General features: G+C 69.6%; 26 protein-coding genes. 13 read left to right on the plus strand and 13 right to left on the minus strand.

The genetic code is table 11. The features are described 5' to 3' along the window. Positions 1-58 precede the first annotated feature (58 nt). The 5 genes from ACIA77_RS03205 to ACIA77_RS03225 all read left to right on the plus strand — a co-directional run bounded on the left by ACIA77_RS03205 (position 59) and on the right by ACIA77_RS03225 (position 5,348). Positions 59-1,063, plus strand: coding sequence for a zinc-dependent alcohol dehydrogenase family protein (locus tag ACIA77_RS03205; RefSeq protein ID WP_395884098.1), 1,005 nt, complete (start codon positions 59-61; stop codon positions 1,061-1,063). Continuing rightward, positions 1,056-2,396, plus strand: a complete 1,341-nt coding sequence (locus ACIA77_RS03210; protein ID WP_395884099.1) for an ABC transporter substrate-binding protein — start codon at positions 1,056-1,058, stop codon at positions 2,394-2,396. Before ACIA77_RS03205 ends, ACIA77_RS03210 begins: the two co-directional genes overlap by 8 nt. Positions 2,397-2,457: 61 nt before the next feature. Next, complete coding sequence (locus ACIA77_RS03215) at positions 2,458-3,393, plus strand: carbohydrate ABC transporter permease (RefSeq protein ID WP_395884100.1); 936 nt, start codon at positions 2,458-2,460, stop codon at positions 3,391-3,393. Positions 3,394-3,497: 104 nt separating this feature from the next. After that, entirely contained in the window at positions 3,498-4,265 is a 768-nt protein-coding gene (locus ACIA77_RS03220) for a carbohydrate ABC transporter permease (protein ID WP_395884325.1), read from the plus strand. Positions 4,266-4,268: 3 nt separating this feature from the next. Further along, positions 4,269-5,348, plus strand: a complete 1,080-nt coding sequence (locus ACIA77_RS03225) for an ABC transporter ATP-binding protein (RefSeq protein ID WP_395884101.1) — start codon at positions 4,269-4,271, stop codon at positions 5,346-5,348. A 34-nt stretch (positions 5,349-5,382) separates the two neighbouring features. On the opposite strand, the gene ACIA77_RS03230 is transcribed toward ACIA77_RS03225, so the two are convergent. Further along, positions 5,383-5,964, minus strand: a complete 582-nt coding sequence (locus tag ACIA77_RS03230; protein WP_395884102.1) for a TetR/AcrR family transcriptional regulator — start codon at positions 5,962-5,964, stop codon at positions 5,383-5,385. A 47-nt stretch (positions 5,965-6,011) separates the two neighbouring features. On the opposite strand from ACIA77_RS03230, the gene ACIA77_RS03235 reads away from it, so the two are divergent. Next, positions 6,012-6,782 carry a class I SAM-dependent methyltransferase gene (locus ACIA77_RS03235; RefSeq protein WP_395884103.1) on the plus strand — a complete coding sequence of 257 codons (771 nt, stop codon included), beginning with the start codon at positions 6,012-6,014 and terminating at the stop codon, positions 6,780-6,782. A 1-nt stretch (position 6,783) separates the two neighbouring features. Here the strand turns inward: ACIA77_RS03235 and ACIA77_RS03240 are convergent, their stop codons facing one another. Genes ACIA77_RS03240 through ACIA77_RS03255 form a run of 4 tightly spaced genes read right to left on the minus strand, consistent with a single transcriptional unit; the run spans position 6,784 to position 10,660 of the window. After that, positions 6,784-6,978 carry a ferredoxin gene (locus ACIA77_RS03240; RefSeq protein ID WP_395884104.1) on the minus strand — a complete coding sequence of 65 codons (195 nt, stop codon included), beginning with the start codon at positions 6,976-6,978 and terminating at the stop codon, positions 6,784-6,786. A gap of 47 nt (positions 6,979-7,025) precedes the next feature. Continuing rightward, on the minus strand, positions 7,026-8,231 hold the full coding sequence (locus ACIA77_RS03245; RefSeq protein ID WP_395884105.1) for a cytochrome P450: 1,206 nt from the start codon (positions 8,229-8,231) through the stop codon (positions 7,026-7,028). A gap of 10 nt (positions 8,232-8,241) precedes the next feature. Further along, on the minus strand, positions 8,242-9,438 hold the full coding sequence (locus ACIA77_RS03250) for a cytochrome P450 (protein WP_395884106.1): 1,197 nt from the start codon (positions 9,436-9,438) through the stop codon (positions 8,242-8,244). 10 nt (positions 9,439-9,448) lie between these two features. Further along, positions 9,449-10,660: a cytochrome P450 gene (locus ACIA77_RS03255; RefSeq protein WP_395884107.1), complete on the minus strand. Its 1,212-nt coding sequence runs from the start codon at positions 10,658-10,660 to the stop codon at positions 9,449-9,451. A 215-nt stretch (positions 10,661-10,875) separates the two neighbouring features. On the opposite strand from ACIA77_RS03255, the gene ACIA77_RS03260 reads away from it, so the two are divergent. Both ACIA77_RS03260 and ACIA77_RS03265 read left to right on the plus strand, forming a co-directional pair. Then, a complete protein-coding gene (locus ACIA77_RS03260; protein ID WP_395884108.1) occupies positions 10,876-11,508 on the plus strand; it encodes a TetR/AcrR family transcriptional regulator in 633 nt (210 codons plus the stop codon). Between the two features lie 338 nt (positions 11,509-11,846). Beyond that, a complete protein-coding gene (locus ACIA77_RS03265) occupies positions 11,847-12,398 on the plus strand; it encodes a DUF4232 domain-containing protein (RefSeq protein WP_395884109.1) in 552 nt (183 codons plus the stop codon). Positions 12,399-12,483: 85 nt separating this feature from the next. Here ACIA77_RS03265 and ACIA77_RS03270 read toward each other — a convergent pair whose 3' ends face one another. The 4 genes from ACIA77_RS03270 to ACIA77_RS03285 form a co-directional block, all read right to left on the minus strand. Then, entirely contained in the window at positions 12,484-13,365 is an 882-nt protein-coding gene (locus ACIA77_RS03270; protein WP_395884110.1) for an aldehyde dehydrogenase family protein, read from the minus strand. After that, on the minus strand, positions 13,358-14,791 hold the full coding sequence (locus ACIA77_RS03275) for an aldehyde dehydrogenase family protein (RefSeq protein ID WP_395884111.1): 1,434 nt from the start codon (positions 14,789-14,791) through the stop codon (positions 13,358-13,360). Before ACIA77_RS03275 ends, ACIA77_RS03270 begins: the two co-directional genes overlap by 8 nt. A 2-nt stretch (positions 14,792-14,793) precedes the next feature. After that, a complete protein-coding gene (deoC, locus tag ACIA77_RS03280; protein WP_395884112.1) occupies positions 14,794-15,768 on the minus strand; it encodes a deoxyribose-phosphate aldolase in 975 nt (324 codons plus the stop codon). A gap of 167 nt (positions 15,769-15,935) precedes the next feature. Beyond that, positions 15,936-16,562 (minus strand): DUF1707 domain-containing protein, encoded by a 627-nt coding sequence (locus tag ACIA77_RS03285; RefSeq protein WP_395884326.1) that lies wholly within the window; start codon positions 16,560-16,562, stop codon positions 15,936-15,938. Between the two features lie 102 nt (positions 16,563-16,664). Here ACIA77_RS03285 and ACIA77_RS03290 point away from each other — a divergent pair, with 102 nt between their 5' ends. Next, positions 16,665-17,111, plus strand: a complete 447-nt coding sequence (locus ACIA77_RS03290; protein ID WP_395884113.1) for a protein tyrosine phosphatase — start codon at positions 16,665-16,667, stop codon at positions 17,109-17,111. Here the strand turns inward: ACIA77_RS03290 and ACIA77_RS03295 are convergent. Together ACIA77_RS03295 and ACIA77_RS03300 are read right to left on the minus strand one after the other, a co-directional pair. Further along, complete coding sequence (locus tag ACIA77_RS03295; RefSeq protein WP_395884114.1) at positions 17,095-17,334, minus strand: DUF397 domain-containing protein; 240 nt, start codon at positions 17,332-17,334, stop codon at positions 17,095-17,097. The two genes, ACIA77_RS03290 and ACIA77_RS03295, sit on opposite strands and share 17 nt — an antisense overlap. Continuing rightward, positions 17,331-18,200: a helix-turn-helix domain-containing protein gene (locus ACIA77_RS03300; protein ID WP_395884115.1), complete on the minus strand. Its 870-nt coding sequence runs from the start codon at positions 18,198-18,200 to the stop codon at positions 17,331-17,333. Before ACIA77_RS03300 ends, ACIA77_RS03295 begins: the two co-directional genes overlap by 4 nt. A 118-nt stretch (positions 18,201-18,318) precedes the next feature. On the opposite strand from ACIA77_RS03300, the gene ACIA77_RS03305 reads away from it, so the two are divergent. Together ACIA77_RS03305 and upp are read left to right on the plus strand one after the other, a co-directional pair. Then, positions 18,319-18,519, plus strand: coding sequence for a hypothetical protein (locus ACIA77_RS03305; protein WP_395884116.1), 201 nt, complete (start codon positions 18,319-18,321; stop codon positions 18,517-18,519). Positions 18,520-18,524: 5 nt separating this feature from the next. Further along, positions 18,525-19,148: a uracil phosphoribosyltransferase gene (gene upp / locus ACIA77_RS03310; protein ID WP_204091546.1), complete on the plus strand. Its 624-nt coding sequence runs from the start codon at positions 18,525-18,527 to the stop codon at positions 19,146-19,148. Positions 19,149-19,196: 48 nt separating this feature from the next. Here upp and ACIA77_RS03315 read toward each other — a convergent pair whose 3' ends face one another. Continuing rightward, positions 19,197-19,742 (minus strand): DUF1062 domain-containing protein, encoded by a 546-nt coding sequence (locus ACIA77_RS03315; protein WP_395884117.1) that lies wholly within the window; start codon positions 19,740-19,742, stop codon positions 19,197-19,199. A gap of 252 nt (positions 19,743-19,994) precedes the next feature. Between ACIA77_RS03315 and ACIA77_RS03320 the strand changes: the two genes are divergently transcribed. Continuing rightward, positions 19,995-20,570 (plus strand): RNA polymerase sigma factor, encoded by a 576-nt coding sequence (locus ACIA77_RS03320; protein WP_395884118.1) that lies wholly within the window; start codon positions 19,995-19,997, stop codon positions 20,568-20,570. Further along, complete coding sequence (locus ACIA77_RS03325) at positions 20,567-21,802, plus strand: hypothetical protein (protein WP_395884119.1); 1,236 nt, start codon at positions 20,567-20,569, stop codon at positions 21,800-21,802. Before ACIA77_RS03320 ends, ACIA77_RS03325 begins: the two co-directional genes overlap by 4 nt. Here the strand turns inward: ACIA77_RS03325 and ACIA77_RS03330 are convergent. Continuing rightward, the gene (locus tag ACIA77_RS03330) at positions 21,789-22,106 is read right to left on the minus strand and encodes a hypothetical protein (RefSeq protein ID WP_395884120.1); all 318 of its coding nucleotides are present in this window, start codon (positions 22,104-22,106) and stop codon (positions 21,789-21,791) included. The two genes, ACIA77_RS03325 and ACIA77_RS03330, sit on opposite strands and share 14 nt — an antisense overlap. Between the last annotated feature and the right edge of the window lie 12 nt (positions 22,107-22,118).

Here is a 22,118-nt window from a genome sequence, read left to right on the forward strand (position 1 = left end):
TATTAGCCGCACCACATGTGAAGACTGCTCATATGAGCGCCTAGGAAGGGGATGAGGCATGCGTGCCGCGATCGTGGACCGGCCCGGTGAGATCCGGGTCGGCGACGTTCCCGATCCGAAGCCCGGAGAGCGCCAGGTGGTCGTGAAGGTCGGCGCCTGCGGCATCTGCGGGACCGACCTGCACATCGCCGACGGGCACTTCCCGCCGACCCCGTACCCGATCGTCCCCGGCCACGAGTTCGCTGGCGAGATCGTCGAACTCGGCGCCGACGTGCCGGCCGAGTGGAAGGTCGGCGACCGCGTGGCCGTCGACCCGTCGATCTACTGCGGGTACTGCACGCCGTGCCGCTCGGGCCACGGCAACCTCTGCGCCAACTGGAACGCGACCGGCGACACCGTCAACGGCGCCTTCGCCGAGTACGTCGCCGTACCCGCCGACACCTGCCACAAGATGCCCGACTCCCTCACGTGGGAGCAGGGCGCGCTCGTGGAACCGGTCTCGTGCGCCGTGCACGGCGTGCGCCGCATCGGCGTCGAGGCCGGCGAACGCTTCCTCGTGGTCGGCGCGGGCACGATGGGCCTGATCATGCAGCAGCTGCTGCAGCGCGCCGGCGCCCACGTGACGGTCGTCGACCGCAACGCGAGCCGCCTGCCGCGCGCCACCGAGCTCGGCGCCGCCGCCGTCGCCGAGGACGTGTCCGCTTTGGACGGTGAGCTCTACGACGCCGCCGTCGACTGCACGGGCGCCGCGCCCGCCATCGAGTCGGCCTTCGACGCGCTGCGCCGCGGCGGCCGCCTGCTCGTGTTCGGCGTCGCCCCCGCCGAGGCCCGCGTGGCGCTCTCGCCCTTCCGCATCTACAACGACGAGATCACCGTCGTCGGCTCGATGGCCGTGCTCAACAGCTACGGCAAGGCCCTCGACCTCGTGGCCGGCGGCTTCATCGACACCGACGCGCTGATCACCGACACGCTGCCGCTCGAGCAGTACCCCGAAGCGCTGGCCAAGATGCGCAGCGGCTCGGGCCTCAAGATCCAGGTCCTCCCCGGAGGTGGCCGTGCGTAAGCTCCTGTGCCTCCTTGCCGCAACAGCGTTGTTCGTCACGGGATGCGCCGGAGCCGGATCGTTCGGCAACGGTGGGCGGACGCTCGTCATCGCGATCGTCTCGAACCCCCAGATGAAGGACGCCATCTCGCTCTCCGGTGAGTTCGAGAAGGCGAACCCGGGTGTGCACCTCAAGTTCGTCTCCCTCCCGGAGAACGAGGCGCGCGCGAAGATCACCGCGTCCACCGCCACCCAGGGCGGCGAGTTCGACGTGGTGATGATCAGCAACTACGAAGCCCCGCAGTGGGCGGCCAACGGCTGGCTCGAGAACCTCGAACCGCACATGAAGGCCACCCCGGGCTACGACGAGAACGACTTCATCCCCAGCATCCGCCAGTCGCTGTCGTACCAGAACCAGATGTACGCGGTGCCCTTCTACGGAGAGTCGTCCTTCGTCGTCTACCGCAAGGACCTGTTCCAGAAGGCCGGGATCACCATGCCGGCGCACCCGACGTGGCAGCAGATCGCGGGCTACGCCGCGAAGCTCGACGACAAGGCGGCCGGCGTGTCCGGCATCTGCCTGCGCGGCAAGCCGGGCTGGGGCGAGAGCCTCGCGCCGTTCACCACGGTGGCCAACACGTTCGGCGCGCAGTGGTTCGACAAGGACTGGAACGCCAAGCTCACCAGCCCCGAGTTCACGCAGGCCGCGAACTTCTACGTGAACCTCGTGCGCGACCACGGTGAGGTCGGTGCCTCCAGCGCCGGGTTCTCCGAGTGCGGCACGCGCTACGCCCAGGGCCAGGCCGCGATGTGGTACGACGCCACTTCGATGACCGGCACCACCGAGGACCCCTCCAGCAGCAAAGTCGTCGGCAAGAACGGTTACGCGCCGGCTCCCGTCGAGAAGACGCAGGCCAGCGGCTGGCTCTACACCTGGGCGCTCGGGATCCCGAAGGTCGCCAAGGACAAGGACGACGCCTGGAAGTTCATGGCCTGGATGACCGACAAGGCGTACGCGAAGAAGGTGGGCGAGACCTACGGCTGGAACCGCGTGCCGCCGGGCACCCGCCAGTCGACGTACGAGATCCCGCAGTACCGCGACGCGGCGAAGGCCTACGCCCAGCCGACGCTCGACGGGATCGCCGACGCCAACCAGCAGAAGGCGATGGTGAACCCGGTGCCCTACCCCGGCATCCAGTTCGTCGGGATCCCGGAGTTCCAGGACCTCGGCACGCGCGTCAGCCAGCAGTTGTCCGCGGCGATCGCGGGCCAGACCTCCGTGGCCGACGCCTTGCAGCAATCGCAGAAGTACGCGGCAACGGTCGGCAAGTCCTACCAGGAGGTGCAGCCGTGAGTGAGCCGACGACCGAATCGTTCAGCACCGCGCAATCGCCGAGCACCAGCGAGGTGGCCGCATGAGCACCCTCTCCGTCCCCGCCGGCACGGCGCCGGCCACGACCCGCACGACGACCACGAAGAAGGCCACCGGCACGGCCGGGAAGCGGCGGCTGCCGCTGCTGCCCGCGCTGATCTTCGTGATCGCGGTGACGCAGATCCCGTTCCTGCTCACCATCTACTACTCGTTCCAGTCGTGGAACCTGGTGCGCCCGGGGTCGGCGCACTTCGTCGGCTTCCGCAACTACGCCGACGTGTTCACCGACAGCACCTTCCTCGGTGCGCTGCTCAACACCGTGGTGCTCACCGTGGTGTGCGTGTTCGTGTCGCTGCTGCTCGGGCTCGGGCTCGCGATCCTGCTGGACCGCAAGTTCACCGGCCGCGGCTTCGTGCGCACGCTGCTGATCACGCCGTTCCTGATCCTCCCCGCGGCCGGCGCGCTGCTGTGGAAGACCACGATGTTCGACCCGACGTACGGCCTGCTGCACTTCGTGTTCGGCACCGACGTCGACTGGCTCTCGCAGTTCCCGCTCGCCGCCGTGATGGCGCAGATCATCTGGCAGTGGACGCCGTTCATGATGCTGCTGACGCTGGCCGGGCTGCAGAGCCAGTCGAAGGAGGTGCTGGAGGCGGCTTCCGTCGACGGCGCCAGCCGCTGGCGCACGTTCTACTCCATCACGCTGCCGCACCTGTCGCGGTTCCTGCAGCTGGCGACGCTGCTGGGCGCGATCTACATCGTGAACAGCTTCGACGCGATCTTCCTGATGACGCAGGGCGGGCCGGGCACGGCCAGCACCAACCTGCCGTTCTACATCTACCAGCGCGCGTTCGAGGGCTTCGACATCGGCCAGTCGTCGGCGATGGGCGTGGTCGTCGTGATCATCACGATGATCGTCGCGACCTTCGCCCTGCGCCTGATGTTCCGCGCGTTCTCCGTGGACGGAGGCACGAAGTGACCACCGCAACCGCCACCGCGCCCGGCACCGTTTCGGCCGACGCGCCGCAGCGTCCGCGCAAGCGCCGCTACGGGCCGGGCACGCTCACCGTCGTCACGTGGGTCCTGGCGATCCTGTTCGTCTTCCCGCTGCTGTGGATGATCCTCACGGCGTTCAAGCAGGAGTCCGACGCCTACACCGACCCGCCGAAGCTCTTCTTCAGCCCGACGTTCGACCAGATCTCCGGCGTGCTCAAGGGCGGTTTCCTGCCGTACCTGGCGAACTCGGCGTTCGTCACGATCATCTCGACGCTGCTGGTGCTGCTGCTCGGCATCCCGGCCGCGTACGCGCTGTCGCTGGCGCCGGTGAAGAAGACGAAGAACGCGCTCAGCTTCTTCCTGTCCACGAAGATGCTGCCGATCGTCGCGGCGATCATCCCGCTGTACGTGATCTCGCAGAACACCGACCTGCTGGACACGGTGTGGGCGCTGATCATCCTGTACACGTCGATGAACCTGCCGCTCGCGATCTGGATGATGCGCTCGTTCTTCCTCGAGGTGCCGGGCGAGATGATCGAGGCCGCGCACATCGACGGCGCCAACCTGCCGACCCTGCTGCGCAAGATCATCATGCCGGTGGTCGCGCCCGGCATCGCCGCGACCGCGCTGATCTGCGTGATCTTCTCCTGGACGGAGTTCTTCTACGCGGTCAACCTCACGGCCGCCCGCGCCGGCACCGTGCCGGTGTTCCTGGTCGGCTTCATCACGAGTGAAGGCCTCTACTGGGCCCAGCTGTCCGCCGCCGCGCTGCTGGCTTCGCTGCCGGTGATGATCGTCGGGTGGTTCGCGCAGAACCACCTCGTGCGCGGCCTGTCCATGGGAGCGGTGAAGTAAGCCATGTCCGCTGGAGTTCGTTACGAACAGGCTTCTCGGGTCTACCCGGGCGGGGTGCGCGCCGTCGACAAGCTCGACATGGAGGTGCCCGACGGCGAGTTCCTGGTGCTCGTCGGGCCGTCGGGGTCCGGCAAGTCCACGGCGCTGCGCATGCTCGCCGGGCTGGAGGACATCGACGAGGGCGCGATCCACATCGGCGACCGCGACGTCACCGAGCTGCCGCCGAAGGACCGCGACATCGCGATGGTGTTCCAGTCCTACGCGCTCTACCCGCACATGACCGTGGCCGACAACATGGGCTTCGCGTTGAAGCTGCGCGGGATGTCGTCGGCGGAGATCACGTCGCGCGTGGCAGAAGCCGCTCGCCTGCTGGATCTCACGAAGTACCTGGAACGCAAGCCGCGCGCGTTGTCCGGCGGCCAGCGCCAGCGCGTGGCGATGGGCCGGGCCATCGTGCGGGAGCCGAGCGTGTTCCTGATGGACGAACCACTGTCCAACTTGGACGCGAAGCTGCGCGTGGAGACGCGCGCCAACATCGCGGCCCTGCAGCGCCGGCTCGGCACGACGACCATCTACGTCACCCACGACCAGGTCGAGGCCATGACGATGGGCGACCGGGTGGCCGTGCTCAAGGACGGCCTGCTGCAGCAGTGCGACACGCCGCGGACCCTTTACGACGCGCCGGAAAACGCGTTCGTGGCCGGGTTCATCGGCTCACCGGCGATGAACCTCGCGACGCTGCCGCTGGTGCCGGGCGGCGTTCAGCTCGCGGACCTCGTGGTGCCGGTGCCCGCGGACGTGATTTCGCAGGCGGGGTCACGCGGGCTGTCGGAGGTGATCTTCGGGATCCGGCCCGAATCGCTGCGGCTGGTCGGCGAGGCCGAGGACGGGTTCCAGCTCGTGGTGGAGCTGGTCGAGGAACTCGGCGCCGACGCCTACATCCACGGCAAGGTGGGCGACGACCGGTTCGTGGTCCGCGTGGACGGGCGCACGCCGCCGCGGATCGGCGACAACGTGCGGGTCGCGTTGCGCGGGGAAGGCGAGACGCACTCGTTCGACCCGGCAACTTCCGAACGGCTCTGAGGTGCGGGGTGGCCGCCTTCCCCGGCGGCCACCCTCACTCGAGCACGGGGGACAGCACCGACGCGACCATGGGCCGCAGCGAGGCGGTGTCGCCGGAGCGGTCCGCGAAGAGCAGGTGACCTGTGCCGACCAACGTGGCCGCGAGGGTGTCGACGTCGGCTTCGGCGGACAACCGGCCGAGGTCGCGTTCGGCGGCCAGGTAGCGCGCCAGCATCCGCGCAGCGTCCGTCGCCAGCGGCACGCCGGGCCCGGGGCGGGCGGCGCGCAAGCGGGCGCGCAGCTCGTCGCGGAAGGTGACGAGCGCGACGACGGACACGGCCACCGACGAGAACACCTCCGTGAGCACTTCGGTCACGGTGTCGGCCACCGAACCGGTGCCGGCCTCCGCGACGAGCGTCTCCGCGCGCGCCTCGACCTGAGCGATGCGGTCGAGCACGAGTTCCGCCAGGAATCCGTCGAAGTCGGTGAAGTGCTTGTGCAGCACGCCTTTCGCGCAGCCGGCCTCGTCGGTCACGGCGCGGCTCGTCAGGGCGCTCGGCCCGCCCCGCAGCAGCACGCGCTCGGCGGCGTCGAACAGCTGGGTGCGCACGTCGCGCAGGTGGACCCCGGTCGGCACGAACAGAACTCCTGGCGTAGTGGGCACGTGCCCACTAGAGTGGGCGCATGCCCACTTTACCGGAGCCGCACCAGTTGAGACAGACCGCCGAGTCGTTCGGCGTCGACGCCGAACGCTACGACCGCGCGCGCCCGCGTTATCCGGCCGCGCTGATCGACCGCCTCGCGGCCGCCGGGCGGGACGTCCTCGACGTCGGCTGCGGAACCGGCATCGTCGCGCGACAGCTGCGCGATCGGGGCTGCGCGGTGCTCGGTGTCGAACCCGACGAGCGCATGGCGCAGTTCGCGCGAACCCGGGGGATCGACGTCGAGGTCGCCGCGTTCGAGCAGTGGGACGCGAAGGGTCGCACGTTCGACGCCGTCGTCGCCGGTCAGTCGTGGCACTGGGTCGAGCCGGCGCGCGGCGCCAGGAAGGCGGCGGAAGCGCTCAGGCCCGGCGGCCTGCTCGGTCTCTTCTGGCACCTGTTCGTGCCGCCGGAGGACATCGCGGCGGCGTTCGGCGAAGCGTTTCGCAAGGCCGTGCCGGAGTCCCCGATCAAGTTCAACCGGACGCCCACGCGGGACGCGTACCGGCCCGTGGTCGAAAAAGCCCTGGCCGGAACCGAATTCGGCGAGCCGGAGGTGCAGTTCTACGAGTGGCACCACGACTACACCCGCGACGAGTACCTCGACCTGCTCCCCACGCAGGGCGGCCTCACCCGCGTTTCGGACGAACAGCGAGCCGCGGTGCTGACCGCCGTGGGCGCCGTGATCGACGCCCGCGGCGGTCAGTTCACCTGCGACTACACGACCGTGCTGTTCACCGCCGAGAACCGGTGACTCACTCCTGAAGCGAAAGCGCCTGGCTGGGGCAGACGTTCACGGCCTCACGCGCCTTGTCCACCAGCTCGTCCTCGGGCGTGTCGTTCAGGACGATGACCGTGCCGTCGTCCTCGCTCTGGTCGAACAGGGCGGGCTCGGTGAGCACGCACTGGCCGGCGCCGACGCACTTGCCGGTGTCCGCGATGATCTTCATGGTTCCCTCTTCCTGGCTCGTGGTGGGAGCGTCTGTTGTCTACCAGCTCACCAGCTCACCGGCAGCCGATACAGGCCGTAGATCGACGCGTCGTCCTTGAACGGCAGGTCGTCGACGTCCGCGGCGAGCTTGAGCGTGGGGATGCGGCGGAACAGCGTGTCGAACACGATCTGCAGTTCGGCCCGCGCGAGGTTCTGGCCCAGGCACTGGTGCGGCCCGAACCCGAACGCGACGTGGTGGCGCGCCCCGCGCGTGAGGTCCAGCTTCTCCGGCTCGTCGAACACCGCCGGATCCCAGTTGGCGGTGTAGCCGAGCGCGAGCACGCCGTCGCCCGCCTTGATGGTGACGCCGCCGATCTCGACGTCCTCCACCGCGACGCGCGCGGTGGCCGTGTCGACGATCGTGAAGTAGCGCAGCAGTTCCTCGACGGCGTCGAGCGTTTTGCCGGGGTCGGCCTTGATCGCGGCGAGCTGGCCGGGGTTCTCCAGCAGGCCCACGGTGCCCAGCGAAATCATGTTCGCCGTGGTCTCGTGGCCGGCGACGAGCAACAGGAACGACAACCCCACCAGGGCGCGGTGGTCGTACGTGCCCTCCTCGCGCAGCTTCACGATCTGCCGGCCGAGCAGGTCGTCACCCGGCGCGGCTTCCTTGGCCGTGACGAGCCGGTCGAGGTACCCGCGCACGCGCTCGAACGAAGCCTGCCGCTCCTCGAACTCGACCGTGCGCTTGAGCAGCTTCGCCGTGTTCTCCTGGAAGAACCCGTGGTCCTCGTACGGCACGCCGAGCAGTTCGCAGATCACGAGCGACGGCACCGGCAGCGACAGCATCTCCACGAGGTCCACCGGCTGGCCGGCGGCGAGGACGTCGTCGATCAGCCCGTCGACGATCTCCTGGATCCGCGGCCGCATCGCCGTCACGCGCTTGACGGTGAACTCGCCCAGCACGGCCTTGCGCGCGGGCCCGTGCTCCGGCGCGTCCATCGTGATCATCGTGCGCTCGGCGTTCGAGCGCCGGAACACGTTGCCGCCCTTGACGAGCACGGGGAAGTTCTCGTTGAAGCGGTCCGAGGAGAAGCGGCGGTCGTTGAGCACCGTCCGCACGTCCTCGTGCCGCGAGACGACCCAGGCTTGTTTGCCGTCGGGGATCCGCACGCGGGTGATCGGCTGTTCCTCGCGGATCTGCGTGTACTCCTCGGGCGGCGCGAACGGGCACTTGCGCGCCACCGGCAGTTCGAGCTCTTCGGCTGTGGTCATGTCTCCTCCTTCACCAGGTCACGGGAAGCTCGTAGAGGCCGTAGATGAGAGCGTCGTCCTTGAACGGCAGGTCGTCGACGTCCTGGGCGAGCCTGAGCCCGGGGATGCGGCGGAACAGCGTGTCGAACACGATCTGCAGCTCGGTGCGCGCGAGGTTCTGGCCCAGGCACTGGTGCGGCCCGAACCCGAACGCGACGTGGTGACGCGCGCCGCGCTCGATGTCGAACGCCGCCGCGTCCTCGAACACGTCCGGGTCCCAGTTCGCCGCGTACGCCATGAGGACCACGCCCTCGCCCGCCTTGATCGTGACGCCGCCGACCTCGACGTCCTCCTTCGCCATGCGCGTGGTGTTGTCCACGATGGAGAAGTAGCGCAGCAGCTCCTCGACGGCGGGCAGCGTCTTGGCCGGGTCGGCCTTGATCAGCGCCAGCTGGTCCGGGTTCCGCAGGAACGCGACGGTGCCGAGCGAGATCATGTTCGCCGTGGTCTCGTGCCCCGCCGCGAGCAGCAGGAACGCGAGGCTCACCAGCTTCGCCCGGTCGTACGTGCCTTCCTCGCGCCGCTTGACGATCTGCCGTCCCAGGAGGTCGTCGCCGGGCTCGGTTTCCTTCTGGGCGATCAGGTCGGCGAGGTAGGACTGCACGCGCTCGAACGCGGCCCGCCGCGCCTCGGCGGTGGTGTTGCGCTTGATCAGCTGCTTGGTGTTCTCCTGGAAGAACTCGTGGTCCTCGTACGGCACGCCGAGCAGTTCGCAGATCACGAGCGACGGCACGGGCAGCGACAGCGCCTCGACCAGGTCGACCGGCTGGTCGGCGGCGAGGATGTCGTCGATCAGCCCGTCGACGATCTCCTGGATCCGCGGCTTCAGCTCGCCGACGCGCTTGACGGTGAACTCCCCGAGCACCGCCTTGCGCTCCGGACCGTGCTGCGGCGCGTCCATCGCCAGCATCGTGCGCTCGGCTTCGGTGCGGCGGATGACGTTGCCGCCGGGCACGAGCGTCGGGAAATCCGGGTTGAGCCGGTCGGCGGAGAAGCGCGGGTCGTTGAGCACGGCCCGCACGTCCTCGTGCCGCGCGAGGACCCAGGCCTGTTTGCCGTCCGGGATCTTCACCCGGTGCACCGGTGGCTCTTCGCGCGTGGCCGTGTACTCCTCGGGCGGCGCGAAGGGGCACTTCCGCGCGACCGGGAGCTCGTCCATCGTGGTCATCGCTCCTCCTTCACCAGGTGACGGGCAGGCAGTGGAGACCGAAGATCGCGGAGTCGTGCTTGAACGGCAGCTGGTCCACCGGCATCGCCAGCTTCAGGGTCGGGATGCGGCGGAACAGCGTGTCGAACACGATCTGCAGCTCCATGCGCGCGAGGTTCTGGCCGAGGCACTGGTGGGCACCGAAGCCGAACGCCACGTGCTTGCGGCCGCCGCGCGTGATGTCGAGCTTTTCGGGCTCGGGGAAAGCTTCCGCGTCGAAGTTCGCGGCGTAGCTGAGGCCGAGCACACCCTCGCCGGCGCGGACCGTGACGCCCGCGATCTCCACGTCCTCGGTCGCGACGCGGGTGGTCGCGAACTCGGCGATGGTGAAGTAGCGCAGCAGTTCCTCGACCGCGTCGAGGGTCTTGCCGGGGTCGGCCTTGATCGCGTCGAGCTGCTCGGGGTTCTCCAGCAGCGCGACCGTGCCGAGCGAGATCATGTTCGCCGTGGTCTCGTGGCCGGCGATGAGCAGCAGGAACGCGAGCGACACGAGGTCCTTGTGGTCGTACTCGCCCTCTTCGCGCTTCTTGGTGATCTGCCGGCCGAGCAGGTCGTCGGTCGGGTCCGCTTCCTTGGTCTTGACGAGCTCGTCGAGGTAGTCCTCGAGCGCCAGCACCGACTCGAGCCGGTCGTCGGAGCTGATCTCGCGGCTGAGGATGCGCGAGCTGTGCTTCTGGAAGAACTCGTGGTCGGCGTAGGGCACGCCGAGCTGCTCGCAGATCACGAGCGACGGGACCGGCAGCGACAGGGCCGAGACGAGGTCCGCGGGCTGGTCCCCGGCCAGCATCGCGTCGATGTGCTCGTCGACGATCTCCTGGATGCGCGGCTGCAGCGCCTTCATCCGCTTCACGGTGAACTCGCCGACGACCTCGCGGCGCGCGGGCCCGTGCTGCGGCGCGTCCATGTTGATCAGCGACGGGTTGAGCTTGCGCTCGCGCCGCGGCGCGCCGTCGCGGAACAGGATCGGGAAGCCCGGGTTGAAGCGGTTGGAGCTGAACCGGGGGTCGTTCAGCATCGCGCGCACGTCTTCGTGCTTCGTGAACACCCAGGCGTGCTGGCCGGAGTCGAGCTTGACGAACTTCGCCCGTTCGTCCTCGAAACGCTCGTACTCCGGTGGTGGCGCGAACGGGCAGGTGCGGGTCATCGGGAAGCTGGCGAGTTCTGGTTCGGCAACTTCGGTCATGGTGGAGCCCCCTTGGTGGATTTGCACCGTTGATCCGGCTGATCCGGTACTGTATGTATGTGGAGGATTACATTCCGGTTCATTTCCCACGGTACCGAACCGGAGGATTTCCGTCCACTAGCAAAGGGATGACCGCTCGTGTGTTCAGCCCGTCGAACGTTGACCATGCGAGAATTTGCGCTCGTAATGAGTTCCCGGCGAGCGGAAGGTGGGCCATGAGCGCAGACCCCCAGGTCCCGCTGCGGGCCGACGCACGACGCAACCGCGACCAGATCATCGCCGCGGCGCGGACGATCTTCGCCGAGGACGGCCCCGAGGTGCCGATGGAGGAGATCGCCCGCGCGGCCGGCGTCGGCGTGGGCACCCTCTACCGCCGCTTCCCCGACCGTGAAGCCTTGATCAGGGCTGTCGCCGTCGACAACTTCTCCCGCGTCCTCGACGACGCCCGCCGGGCGTCCGAAGAAGAGCCCACCGCGTGGCAGGCCCTCGTCCGGCTGCTGTACCAGTCGGTGGAGCTGCACCTGTCGGTGCAGCTGGCGATGGTTTCGAAGCTGGCTCTGGAGATCCTCAAGGACGATCCGGCGATCGCCACTCTGCGCGAGGATCTGCTGGGCGAGCTCGAGGTGATGGTCCGCGGCGCGCAGCGCGAGGGGACGCTGCGGCCGGACGTCGCGGAGGGCGACGTGGCGCTCCTGTTCGCGTTGCTGCTGCGCCAGCTGGAGTCGCGGTCGCCGGAGATCGCGCAGATGTCCACGGAGCGCAGCATCACGATCATGATCGACGGGTTGCGGGCCCGGCCGGGGACGCCGTTGCCGGGCCGGCCGTTGAGCCGGCACGACATCCACTGATCACCGGCCGCGGCGAACTGCGGGTCGGTGGTGTCGGGCTCGGGGTGAGCGACGGGTTTCGAACCCGCGGCCTCCTGGTGTCGGGCTGCGCCGCGATGCGTGGCGCGGATCTTCTGCGAGCTGCCGGAAACCTGCGCGCGGCCGCGCGCGCGTTCACTCTTTCCGACGTTTCGGGTCAGTCGGGGTTGCGTGGGTGGGGGCGATCCCACACCGGGGCATCCCGGGCCGAGGGTGGGCGTCTTCCCGGGTAAGAGCGATCGAGGTGAATGAATCACCGGAGGGGATCGCTCCGACCGGGCGGAGAGGCTGCCCGGGCACCACAGGGAGGAGTGTCCGACATGACCACTCGCAAGATCTTCAGCCGGGCGATCGCCGCTGTCGCCGTTGCCGGTGTCGCGGCGGGGGTGACGGCTCTGGCGGCCGGCACGGCGAGCGCGGACCCGGCGTCGAGCGTGCAGCCCTGCACCTCGAACCAGTTCACCACGAAGCTCGTCTACGGCGGCGCGGGTGCGGGCAACCGCTACGGCGCCATCCAGTTCACCGCCAACCCGGGTGAGCGCTGCACGCTCACGCCGCAGGTGCCGGTGACCCTCACGGGCGCCCACAACGTGCTCGTCGACTACCAGATCCCGGCCGACGCGCCGTCCGTCGCGCTCGTCGACGGTTCCTCGGCGTACGTGCCGCTGCACTGGACCGGCATCGAGCCGTCCGACAACCAGGAGACGCCCAACGGCATCAGCATCGCGGCGCCGTCGCACTCGAACCAGCGCGGGGACTACATCGACCCGTCCGTGTTCATGGACTGGAACCTCGGCGCCGTCGACGCCGACTCGGTCAGCCACACGATCGACGTCGGCCCCGTGACCCAGGGCCTGGCGCCGACCGCGTGACGGCTCCGGCCTGACGAGACAGGGGCGGGTGGCACACCAGGGGGTGCCGCCCGCCCCTGTTTCTTGCGCTCAGACTTTCCCGCGCTCAGACGCCCAGCGGGTGCCAGACCGTTTTCGCCTCCAGGAACCGGCGCAGCCGCGAAAGGTCCGGCGTCACCGTCCAATCAGGCTCCTTGTCCGGCACGGTGAGCACGCGCTTCACGGTGCCGGCCGCCTCGCGCGCCAGCGTGATGCGGTCTTCCGGCGTCGCGCCCGTCGGGTCGAGGGCGTTGACGTCGGCGTGGGATGCGAGCCACGGGCCCAGCTCGGCCGCGCGCCCGGTCAGCACGTTCGCGACGCCGCCCGGCAGGTCGGACGTCGCCAGCACCTCCGACAGCGTGATCGCCGGCAGCGGCCGGTTCGCGCTCGACACCACCACGGCCGTCGACCCGCTCGCCAGCACCGGCGCCAGCACGCTCACCAGGCCGAGCAGCGACGACTCCTGCGGCGCGAGCACACCCACGACTCCGGTCGGCTCGGGCACCGTGAACGAGAAGTACGGCCCCGCAACGGGATTCGCCGCCCCGAGCACCGACGCGATCTTGTCGGTCCACCCGGCGTACCACACCCAGCGGTCGATCGAAGCGTCCACAAGGGACTCCGCTTGGCTCGGCGCGAGCCCCTCCGACGCGGCGACCTCGCTCACGAACTGCTCGCGCCGGCCCTCCAGCATCTCGGCGACGCGGTAGAGCACCTGCCCGCGGTTGTAGGCCGTGGCGCCCGACCAGCCGCCGAACGCCTTGCGCGCGGCCACCACGGCGTCGCGCACGTCCTTGCGCGACGCGTGCGCCGCGTTGGCCAGGAACTTCCCCTGCGGATCCGTGACCGGGTACACCCGGCCCGACTCCGACCGCGGGAACGCGCCGCCGATGTAGAGCTTGTACGTCTTGGCGACGGAAATCCGGCCGGCCTGTGTTGACTCAGACATCGAGGTAAGCCTCCAAGCCGGTGCGCCCGCCCTCGCGGCCGAACCCGGACTCCTGGTAGCCGCCGAACGGCGCGGCGGGGTCGAAGCGGTTGAACGTGTTGGCCCAGACGACACCGGCGCGGAGCTTGTTCGCCATCCACAGGATGCGCGAGCCCTTCTCCGTCCAGATGCCGGCCGACAGCCCGTAGGGCGTGTTGTTGGCCTTCGCCGCGGCCTCGTCCGGCGTGCGGAACGTGAGCACCGACAGCACCGGCCCGAAGATCTCCTCGCGCGCGATCCGCATCGACTGGTGCACGTCGGAGAACACCGTGGGAGCGAAGAAGAACCCGCGGTCGGGCACCGGGCACGGGCTCGTCCAGCGCTGCGCGCCCTCCGCGTCGCCCGATTCCACGAGCCCGCGGATCTTCGCGAGCTGTTCGGCGGAGTTGATGGCGCCGATGTCGGTGTTCTTGTCCAGCGGGTCGCCCAGGCGCAGTGTCGAGACGCGGTAGCGCAGCTTCTCCAGCACCTCTTCGGCGACGGATTCCTGCACCAGCAACCGGGAACCGGCGCAGCACACGTGGCCCTGGTTGAAGAAGATCCCGTTGACGATCCCCTCCACGGCCTGGTCGAGCGGCGCGTCGTCGAACACGACGTTCGCTGCCTTGCCGCCCAGCTCCAGCGTGAGCTTCTTGCGCGTGCCCGCCACCGTGCGCTGGATCAGCTTGCCGACCTCGGTCGAGCCGGTGAACGCGATCTTGTCGACGTCCCCGTGTTCCACCACGGCCGCGCCGACGTCGCCCGCGCCCGGCAGGATGTTGACGACACCCGGCGGCAGCTCGGCCTGTTGGCAGATCTCCGCGAACACCAGCGCCGTGAGCGGGGTGGTCTCCGCCGGCTTGAGCACGACCGTGTTGCCCGTGGCCAGCGCCGGCGCGATCTTCCACGCGAGCATCAGCAGCGGGAAGTTCCACGGGATCACCTGGCCCGCGACGCCCAGCGGCTTCGGGTCCGGCCCGTAGCCCGCGTACTCCAGCTTGTCGGCCCAGCCCGCGTGGTAGAAGAAGTGCGCGGCGGCCGTGGGGATGTCGGAGTCGCGCGACTCCTTGATCGGCTTGCCGTTGTCGAGCGACTCCAGCACCGCCAGCTCGCGCGAGCGCTCCTGGATCAGCCGCGCGATGCGGAACAGGTACTTCGCCCGTTCGCGGCCCGGCATCTTGGACCACACGGATTCGTAGGCCGCGCGCGCCGCCCGCACGGCGGCGTCCACATCGGACACCGACGCGGTGCCGACCTCCGCGAGGATCTCCTCGGTCGCCGGGTTCACCGTCTTCAGCGGCTCACCGGAGCCGTCGACGAACTCGCCGCCGATGAACGGCCGGTAGTGGTCCTTGAGGTTCGCGATGTCGCGCGATTCGGGCGCGGGGGCGTATTCGAAGATGCCCATGGTCAGTCCACCGTCACGTAGTCGGGGCCGCTGTAGTGGCCGTCCACCTGGGTGCGCCGCTGCAGCAGCAGGTCGTTGAGCAGGCTGGACGCGCCGAACCGGAACAGGTCCGGGGTCAGCCACTGCTCACCGGCGACCTCGTGCACGGCGACGAGGTACTTGATCGCGTCCTTCGCCGTGCGGATCCCGCCCGCGGGCTTCACGCCGCGCAGCTGGCCGGTCTGGACGTGCCAGTCGCGCACCGCCTGCAGCATCACGTGCGTGACGGGCAGCGTCGCGGCGGGGGAGACCTTGCCGGTGGACGTCTTGATGAAGTCACCCCCGGCCAGCAGCGCCAGCCACGACGCGCGGCGGACGTTGTCGTACGTCGCCAGCTCGCCCGTTTCGAGGATGACCTTCAGGTGGGCGTCGCCGCTGGCCGCCTTGATCGCGCGGATCTCGTCGAACACGTCCATGTAGCGGCCCTCGAGGAACGCGCCGCGGTCGATGACCATGTCGACTTCGTCGGCGCCGTACTCCACCGCGAGGCGCGTGTCGGCCAGCTTGACGTCCCGGCTCGTGCGCCCGGACGGGAACCCGGTCGCGACGCTCGCCACGTGGACGCCGCTGCCCTTGAGCGCCTCGACCGCCGCCCCGACCAGGTCGGGGTAGACGCAGACGGCGGCCACGCGCGGGCAGTCCTGCCGCTCCGGGTCCGGCCGCTGCGCCTTGGCCGCGAGACCGCGGACCTTGCCGCGGGTGTCGGCGCCTTCGAGCGTGGTCAGGTCGACCATCGAGATCGCCGTGTCGATCGCCCAGCGCTTGGCGTCCTTCTTGATGCTGCGGGTGCCCAGTGCCGCCGCGCGCTGCTCGACCCCGACCTGGTCGACGCCGGGCAGCCCGTGCAGGAACCGCCGCAGGCTCGCCTCGTCGCGAGTCACGTCCGCCAGCGGCGCCGGGGTGTCCGGTTCCGCTTCCGGGCTGGTGGTAGTTGCCATACCCGTGAGTGTATGTGGGCGACCGACCGTGCCGGGTCACTCACGGGAATCTGTGGATTACTCGTCGGCGGGGGAGTGGTTGTCCACAGATCCAGGTTCGGACCTTGCGGCGGGGTGCCGCCCGCGGTTCAGTGGTCAAGCGGGCCGACGCGGGGGAGCCGGCGGGATCAGGACTCGATCTGCGGGTTGCTGTCCTTCTTCGCCTTCTTGCGGTACACGACCACGCCGCCCCAGAAGGCGAGGCCGTTGATGGTCACGGTGGGGGCGGTGGGAGGGGCGGGCGGGGCCCCGGATTTGTCTTCGAGGACGAAGCCGCCCATGAGGCCGATGCCGGTGACGTCGACGTTGATGTCGTCGGGGACCGTGATCTCGATGCCGCCCATGATGGCGACGGCGGTGATGGTCGACTGCCGGTCGGCGAAGCGGGCGCTGCGGAGGTCGATCTGCGCGCCGCCCCAGAAGGCGACGCTCGTGTGCTGAGGAGGGAGGACCCAGCTGCCCTTGCGGATGGCGCCGGAGAGGACGCCGACCGAGACGTTCGAGCCCGGGTGGCCGCCGATGCGGTTGTCGGGCATGCCGAGTGCGCGGCTGGTGGCCGGCTGCAGTGCGGTGGAAGCGGTGGGAGTGTTGCCGACCGGCAGGTCGCGCGTCACGGGCTTCAGCTCGCCGACGGTCTTCGCCGCGTACACGGTGGAGAGCCGCTCCTCGAGTTCGGTCATCGTGATGCGGCCCTCGGACAGGGCCTGGTGCAGGACCTGCGCGACCTGTTCGCGGTCGGCGTCGGAGGCCCGCATCTCGTCGGGCGGAACGGCTGCGTCGTCACTCACCCGCCGCAGCCTAGCCCGATCGAGGGGCGCCCGGGTCCATCGAACGACGGATAGGGGCACGATGGACCGATGGCTTCGACACTGGTGGGGACCATCGCACTGCCCGACGGCGCCGTGGTGCGCGGGCGCGGCCTCGGCCGCCCCGCCCCGGACGGCCCACCCCCGGCCTATGGTTTGTACCTGGGCTCGGCCCGCCTGCGCGCCAAACACGACGCGACCCTGACGTGGGACCACGACTGGATCCGCTGGCCCGACTTCCTGTTGCCCCTGAACTGGGCGGACGCCCGCCGCAAGATCCTCGAGTTGCACACCCGGGCCCTCGCGGGCGACGCGGTGGAAGTGGCCTGCTACGGCGGCGTCGGCCGCACCGGGACGGTCCTCGCCTGCCTTGCCACGCTGTCCGGTCTCGCACCCGACGAAGCGGTGATGTGGGTGCGCGAGAACCACCACCACCGGGCCGTCGAAACGGCCTGGCAGCGGCGGTGGGTTCGCTGGTTCGCTAGCGCGCGGAGCTGAGGAACGCGGTCCAGGCGGCGGGCGACACGGTCAAGTGCCCGCCCGCGCGGTCCTTCGTGTCCCGGATCCCGATCTCGACCGACGACGTCGCGACCTCGACGCAGTTGGACTGGTCGGTGCTGTGTGAGCTCTTGCGCCAAGCCGTGAACTCGACGCAGTTGGACTGGTTGGTGGTGTAGGAGCTCTTGCGCCACTCGGCCTGGGCGAAGTCGGGGGCGATCATGTTTCGTACTCCTCACGTTGAGACGTCTCGCCGATCATATCGGCAATCAGCCGTGCTGAGTCGCCAGTTGACAGCGCGACCGAGCGAACATCGCGCCAAGTTGACTTGATCGTGTCGACGAAGTCGTCCTCTTCGAGGAAGCTGTTGGTCCCGCGAGACTCGACATGCGCGAGTGTTGGTTCGTTGAAGAACTCGAGCAGGACGAACGGCCCTTGCAAACCGGCATGGGCCCGGGCCGCGAACGGCACAACCTGGAAGGTCACATTCGACCTGCGGCCTAGGAGTATGAGGTGGTGGAGCTGAGCACGCATGGTTTCCTGGTCGCCGATCGGCCGATGAAGGGCCATTTCATCCACCAGGAGATGCACCGTGGGTGCGTTGTTGCGGCCGAGGATCAGCTGACGTTTGGCGCGTGCGGTGACGAGACCTTCGACTTCGGCCCCGGTGAGTTGCGGGTCGCAGCCGTGTAACAGAGCGCGGGCGTATTCGGGGATCTGTGCAATGCCCGGGATTAGCAAGGTCTCGTAGTTCTTGATGACCGAAGCCTGCTCTTCGAAGCGGATCAGGTCCTTCCACGTGGGTGGGAGTTTCCCGTTCACTTCATGCCAGTTGCGCTCTTCACCACCCCGGACGAGTGCCATGAGTTCTTGCCGCAAAGCCGACGGTGCCTGCAGAAACCCGAGGATGGCGGCGACGTCGTCGGCGTACAAGCCGCGGTCGCCGGTTTCCATGCGGCTGATTTTGCTCTCGGAGAAGTCGACGCCTTCGGCCACCTGTTTGCAGGTCATTCGGCGCAGGAGCCGCAGCCGGCGCAGTTCCCCGGAAACTCTCCGCTGGCGAACGGAAACCCCTTTGTTCTTGGTCATGCGCACACTTTGTCCTCTTGCCACGGTGGCACGAAAGATCGCTCACCTGAAGGTAGGTTGCGTGCGACTCCGGCAAGGCGGGAACGTTCGGCTCGTGTTCTCGCGGAGGAGGAAAACCATGCGCCAGTCGTGGCGGATCAGTGGATCGTACGCCAACTGGAGGATCATCGTGTGCATCGAGCCGCCCGATGACGCGACGAGCGCGGATGTGCCGGAGTGGCCGTTCGACAAGCTGGCGCCCGTGGTGGGGCATTTCTTCGAGGCGGTGAACTACTACGAGATGAGCCGCGACGCGGACGGGGCGCGGCAGCTAAGTTAGGCGGCATGGATGTGCACGTCGTCGACCACCCGCTGGCCAAGGCCCGCCTCTCCACGATGCGGGACGCGCGGACGGACAGCGCGGCGTTCCGGGCCGCGCTGCACGAGCTGACCGTGATGCTCGTGTACGAAGCCACGCGCGACGTACCGGTGCGCACCGAACGGATCCACACGCCCGTCGCGCGCACGGAGGCCTACCGGCTGACCAACCCGCCACTGCTGGTCCCCGTGCTGCGCGCCGGGCTGGGCATGGCCGACGAGGCGCACAAGATGATCCCCGACGCGCAGATGGGGTTCGTCGGCCTCGCGCGCGACGAGGAGACGCTCAAGCCGACGCCGTACCTCGAATCGCTGCCCGAGTCGCTCGCCGACCGGCCCGTGATGGTGCTCGACCCGATGCTCGCGACCGGCGGTTCGATGGAGTACACCATCCGCCTGCTCACCGACCGCGGCGCCACGGACGTCACGGCCATCTGCGCGCTGGCCGCGCCGGAAGGCCTGAAGCACCTGGAGCAGACCGGCCTGCCCGTCCGCGTGGTCACGGCCAGCATCGACGAGCGCCTCAACGACTCCGGCTTCATCGTCCCCGGCCTCGGCGACGCCGGCGACCGCCAGTACGGCGCGGTGTAGGGCCTGTCGGGCGGAGCACGCCGGACAGGCCCTTGGTCCCGAGAGGGCTCAGCGCTTGAGGGTGAAGGTGAAGTCGCCGGAGAGCCTGCCGCTCAGCCGGACGGCCGAAACGAGCTTCCCCTCCGTGAGCAGCCTCTCGACCTCGGCCCGTGGAAGAGCGCACCCTTCGGCGATCAACCGCACCGGCCGGACCGGGATCCGGGCCGCGAACCGGACGGATACGTCGAGCACCTCGCTATCCGGCTGAACCGAGCCGGTGTCGAGGCGCCAGGCGCCGTCCCAATCGAGGGTGATGCGGTTGCGGTGCCGCAGGACCGGATCCTGCAGCAGCTCGGCGGTCAGGCCGAGGTCGTTGTCGTGCAGCCGATCGAGCAGCTCGGGCCGGACGGAGCGCACGTTCACCCGCTCCAGGACCGTGAGCTTCGCCGTGTCCCCGCAGCCGGTGCAGAGCACGAGGAGCCAGGCGTCGATGAGCTTGTGGTTGGCGTTGACGCGAAATTTGCCGCCGGCCCGGAAGCGCTCGGCCGCGCACGAATGACAACGGCGGCGGACGACGGGCAGGCAGGTGGGCGTGACCGCCCAGGTTGTGGACATGGCAGTACACCGGTTTCAGTGAGAAGTCCGCAGCAAGGAAGAACGCGGCGCACAGGCGCGACGCGTGACAGATCAGCGCTCGGGAGGTCTCACAGGGTGTACAACGGCACGTCCTCGTCCAGCCGACACGGTTCGGCGCCACGGTAATCGCGCCCGGCGGCGCCGCTCCACTGGTTTTCCGCCGGCGCCGCGCACCCGGAACTTTCCGCAACCCGGCCACAACACCTCCCCGCCGGCCGGACACTTCCCGGTGTGAGCATCCAGGGGGTGTCCGTGGACGCGGATCTCTTCGTCCGCGCGGCGGGCGGGGACGAGCGGGCCTTCGGTGAACTGTTCGAGCGCCACGTGCAGGCGGTGTGGAACCACGCGTACCGGCTGACGGGGTCGTGGGCGGCCGCCGAGGACCTGACGTCGAACACGTTCCTGATCGCGTGGCGCAAGCGCGGGGAGCTCAAGCTGGTGAGGGACAGCGCGTTGCCGTGGCTGTACACCGTCGCGGGCAACCTCGCGCGGACCGAGCACCGCGGCGCGCGCCGCCGGCTGCGGCTCCTCACCCGGATCCCCGGGGCGGCGCCCGTCCCCGATCACGCGGAGGCCGTCGCCGAGCAGGTGGACGGACAGGCGCGGCTGAGGGCCGTGCTCGAGGCGGTGCGCGGGCTGCCGAAGGCGCAGCGGCAGGTCGTCGAGCTGTGCCTGCTCGGCGACCTGAGCATCGCCGACGCGGCGGCGCTGCTGGAAGTCGCGGAGGTCACCGTCCGCTCGCACCTGTCGCGGGCGCGGGGGCACCTGCGCGCCCTCCTCGACGAGAAGCCCTTGGAGGACCAGTGATCGACAACCTCCCGCCGCAGCGTGAGCTGCCACCCGAGGTGCGAGACCGCATCCGCCACCGGGTCCACACCGGACTCGACGCGGCCCGGCCGGCCCGCCGCGGGCGTCCGGTGTGGTTGGCCGCAGCGGCCGTCGTCGTGGTCGCCACGGGTGTGGTCTTCGCGACCGGGGTGCCGCGCGGCGGCTCGGTCGCCCCGGCCCAGCCCGTCGCACCGTCCGAGGCGACCCAGTCGCTCGACCGCTGCTGGAACGCGGCGAAACCCTACGACAGCACCCTCCCCGTACCGAGCGACTGGACGTTCCCGTTCATCTTCAAACACCGTGACGCGACGGTGTTCGCGGCGATGGTCGGCAACCGGCCGCTGTTCTGCGAGGTGACGCTGACCACGGTCACCGTTTCGGATCCCGACGCGGTCCCCGCGCCCGTGCCCGGCTCGGCCGCCAAGGTGTTCCTGCGCACGGCCGACGGCCTGGTGGCGGGGCTGGCCGACCCGGCTTGGCGGGGCGTGCAGGCGGTCACGCCCGGGGCCACCGTGAAGCCCGACGGACTGCCCGCTTCGTGGTTTTCCCCGTTGTCGCACCAGTTCGCCGTGTTCACCGGCGTCGGCCCGGCGGTGCCCGTCGCCCTCGGCCCGCAGGGCGGTGCGGTGGGCGCTGCTTCGGTGATCGCGGCCCCGGCCCCGCTGACCACCAGGGTCGACCGGCCGGCGTCGGCGGATCGCCGGTCCGAAGCCGGCCGATTCCTCGACGTGTGCCTCGCCTCGGCCCAGCAGCAGGTGCCCGACCGCGGCGCCTACGTCGCTGGGGCCCACCTCAGCTGGAACGACCGCCAGGTGGTCGTCGCCCGGCTCGGGCAGCGGGTGCTCACGTGCTCGGCCCGCCCGGATCCGACGAAACCGGGAGCCCTCTACTACGCCGTCAACCCAGCGCTCGGGTCCGGCGAGCTGGAGCCGGGCCCCGGCGTGGGCACACTGGTCCCGGTGCTGGCTCCGGTGAAGGACACCGGGGTTCCCGAGCGAACGGTTCTCGCCGGCGCCGTGCCGCAGAACGTGACCCGGGTTTCGGTCACCTACCCCGGCGGCCGTCCGCAGGAAGCCGCCGTGGCGCACGGGACCTTCGCGATCTGGCACACCGACGCCGACGACTCCTCGACCGTCGACGCGCGCACCGAGGTGAAGGCCTACGACGCGGCGGGCGAGCTGGTGCTCGAGGCGTCGCTCAAGCTGATCTGACCTTGCGGCCGAACACCCAGCGGATGTGGGTGATCGGGTCGGCCGCCGCCGGGTCGGGGCCGCGGCCGTAGCGGGCGGTGAAGTCGGCGACGGGAGCGCTGGTGACGGTCCACCCGGCAGCACGCAGCGCGGCAGCCGAATCAGGGCGTCGACCGTCGGCGAAGAGCCGGCCCAGGTGACTCCCGGTGCCGGCCGCGGCCGATTCGTACAGGTCGTGGGAACGCAGGTCGTCGTCTTCCTGGCCGACTACGATCTCGGGCCCGGTTTCGCTGTCCGCCGCGGAAAGCCGGTCGACGTCCGTCATCAGCCGCGCCTC

Source organism: Amycolatopsis sp. NPDC051903 (genome assembly GCF_044452505.1).
GTDB lineage: Bacteria > Actinomycetota > Actinomycetes > Mycobacteriales > Pseudonocardiaceae > Amycolatopsis.

Coding starts and splice junctions, on each gene's coding strand:
- ACIA77_RS03205 (WP_395884098.1), top strand. CDS start 59: ATGCGTGCCGCGATCGTGGACCGGCCCGGTGAGATCCGGGTCGGCGAC.
- ACIA77_RS03330 (WP_395884120.1), bottom strand. CDS start 22,106: ATGACGGACGTCGACCGGCTTTCCGCGGCGGACAGCGAAACCGGGCCC.
- ACIA77_RS03295 (WP_395884114.1), bottom strand. CDS start 17,334: ATGATCGCCCCCGACTTCGCCCAGGCCGAGTGGCGCAAGAGCTCCTAC.
- ACIA77_RS03235 (WP_395884103.1), top strand. CDS start 6,012: ATGCCCACTTTACCGGAGCCGCACCAGTTGAGACAGACCGCCGAGTCG.
- ACIA77_RS03290 (WP_395884113.1), top strand. CDS start 16,665: ATGGCTTCGACACTGGTGGGGACCATCGCACTGCCCGACGGCGCCGTG.
- ACIA77_RS03215 (WP_395884100.1), top strand. CDS start 2,458: ATGAGCACCCTCTCCGTCCCCGCCGGCACGGCGCCGGCCACGACCCGC.
- ACIA77_RS03255 (WP_395884107.1), bottom strand. CDS start 10,660: ATGACCGAAGTTGCCGAACCAGAACTCGCCAGCTTCCCGATGACCCGC.
- ACIA77_RS03250 (WP_395884106.1), bottom strand. CDS start 9,438: ATGACCACGATGGACGAGCTCCCGGTCGCGCGGAAGTGCCCCTTCGCG.
- ACIA77_RS03270 (WP_395884110.1), bottom strand. CDS start 13,365: ATGTCTGAGTCAACACAGGCCGGCCGGATTTCCGTCGCCAAGACGTAC.
- ACIA77_RS03315 (WP_395884117.1), bottom strand. CDS start 19,742: ATGTCCACAACCTGGGCGGTCACGCCCACCTGCCTGCCCGTCGTCCGC.
- ACIA77_RS03275 (WP_395884111.1), bottom strand. CDS start 14,791: ATGGGCATCTTCGAATACGCCCCCGCGCCCGAATCGCGCGACATCGCG.
- ACIA77_RS03300 (WP_395884115.1), bottom strand. CDS start 18,200: ATGACCAAGAACAAAGGGGTTTCCGTTCGCCAGCGGAGAGTTTCCGGG.
- ACIA77_RS03245 (WP_395884105.1), bottom strand. CDS start 8,231: ATGACCACAGCCGAAGAGCTCGAACTGCCGGTGGCGCGCAAGTGCCCG.
- ACIA77_RS03305 (WP_395884116.1), top strand. CDS start 18,319: ATGCGCCAGTCGTGGCGGATCAGTGGATCGTACGCCAACTGGAGGATC.
- ACIA77_RS03240 (WP_395884104.1), bottom strand. CDS start 6,978: ATGAAGATCATCGCGGACACCGGCAAGTGCGTCGGCGCCGGCCAGTGC.
- ACIA77_RS03260 (WP_395884108.1), top strand. CDS start 10,876: ATGAGCGCAGACCCCCAGGTCCCGCTGCGGGCCGACGCACGACGCAAC.
- ACIA77_RS03225 (WP_395884101.1), top strand. CDS start 4,269: ATGTCCGCTGGAGTTCGTTACGAACAGGCTTCTCGGGTCTACCCGGGC.
- ACIA77_RS03265 (WP_395884109.1), top strand. CDS start 11,847: ATGACCACTCGCAAGATCTTCAGCCGGGCGATCGCCGCTGTCGCCGTT.
- ACIA77_RS03285 (WP_395884326.1), bottom strand. CDS start 16,562: ATGCGGGCCTCCGACGCCGACCGCGAACAGGTCGCGCAGGTCCTGCAC.
- deoC (WP_395884112.1), bottom strand. CDS start 15,768: ATGGCAACTACCACCAGCCCGGAAGCGGAACCGGACACCCCGGCGCCG.
- upp (WP_204091546.1), top strand. CDS start 18,525: ATGGATGTGCACGTCGTCGACCACCCGCTGGCCAAGGCCCGCCTCTCC.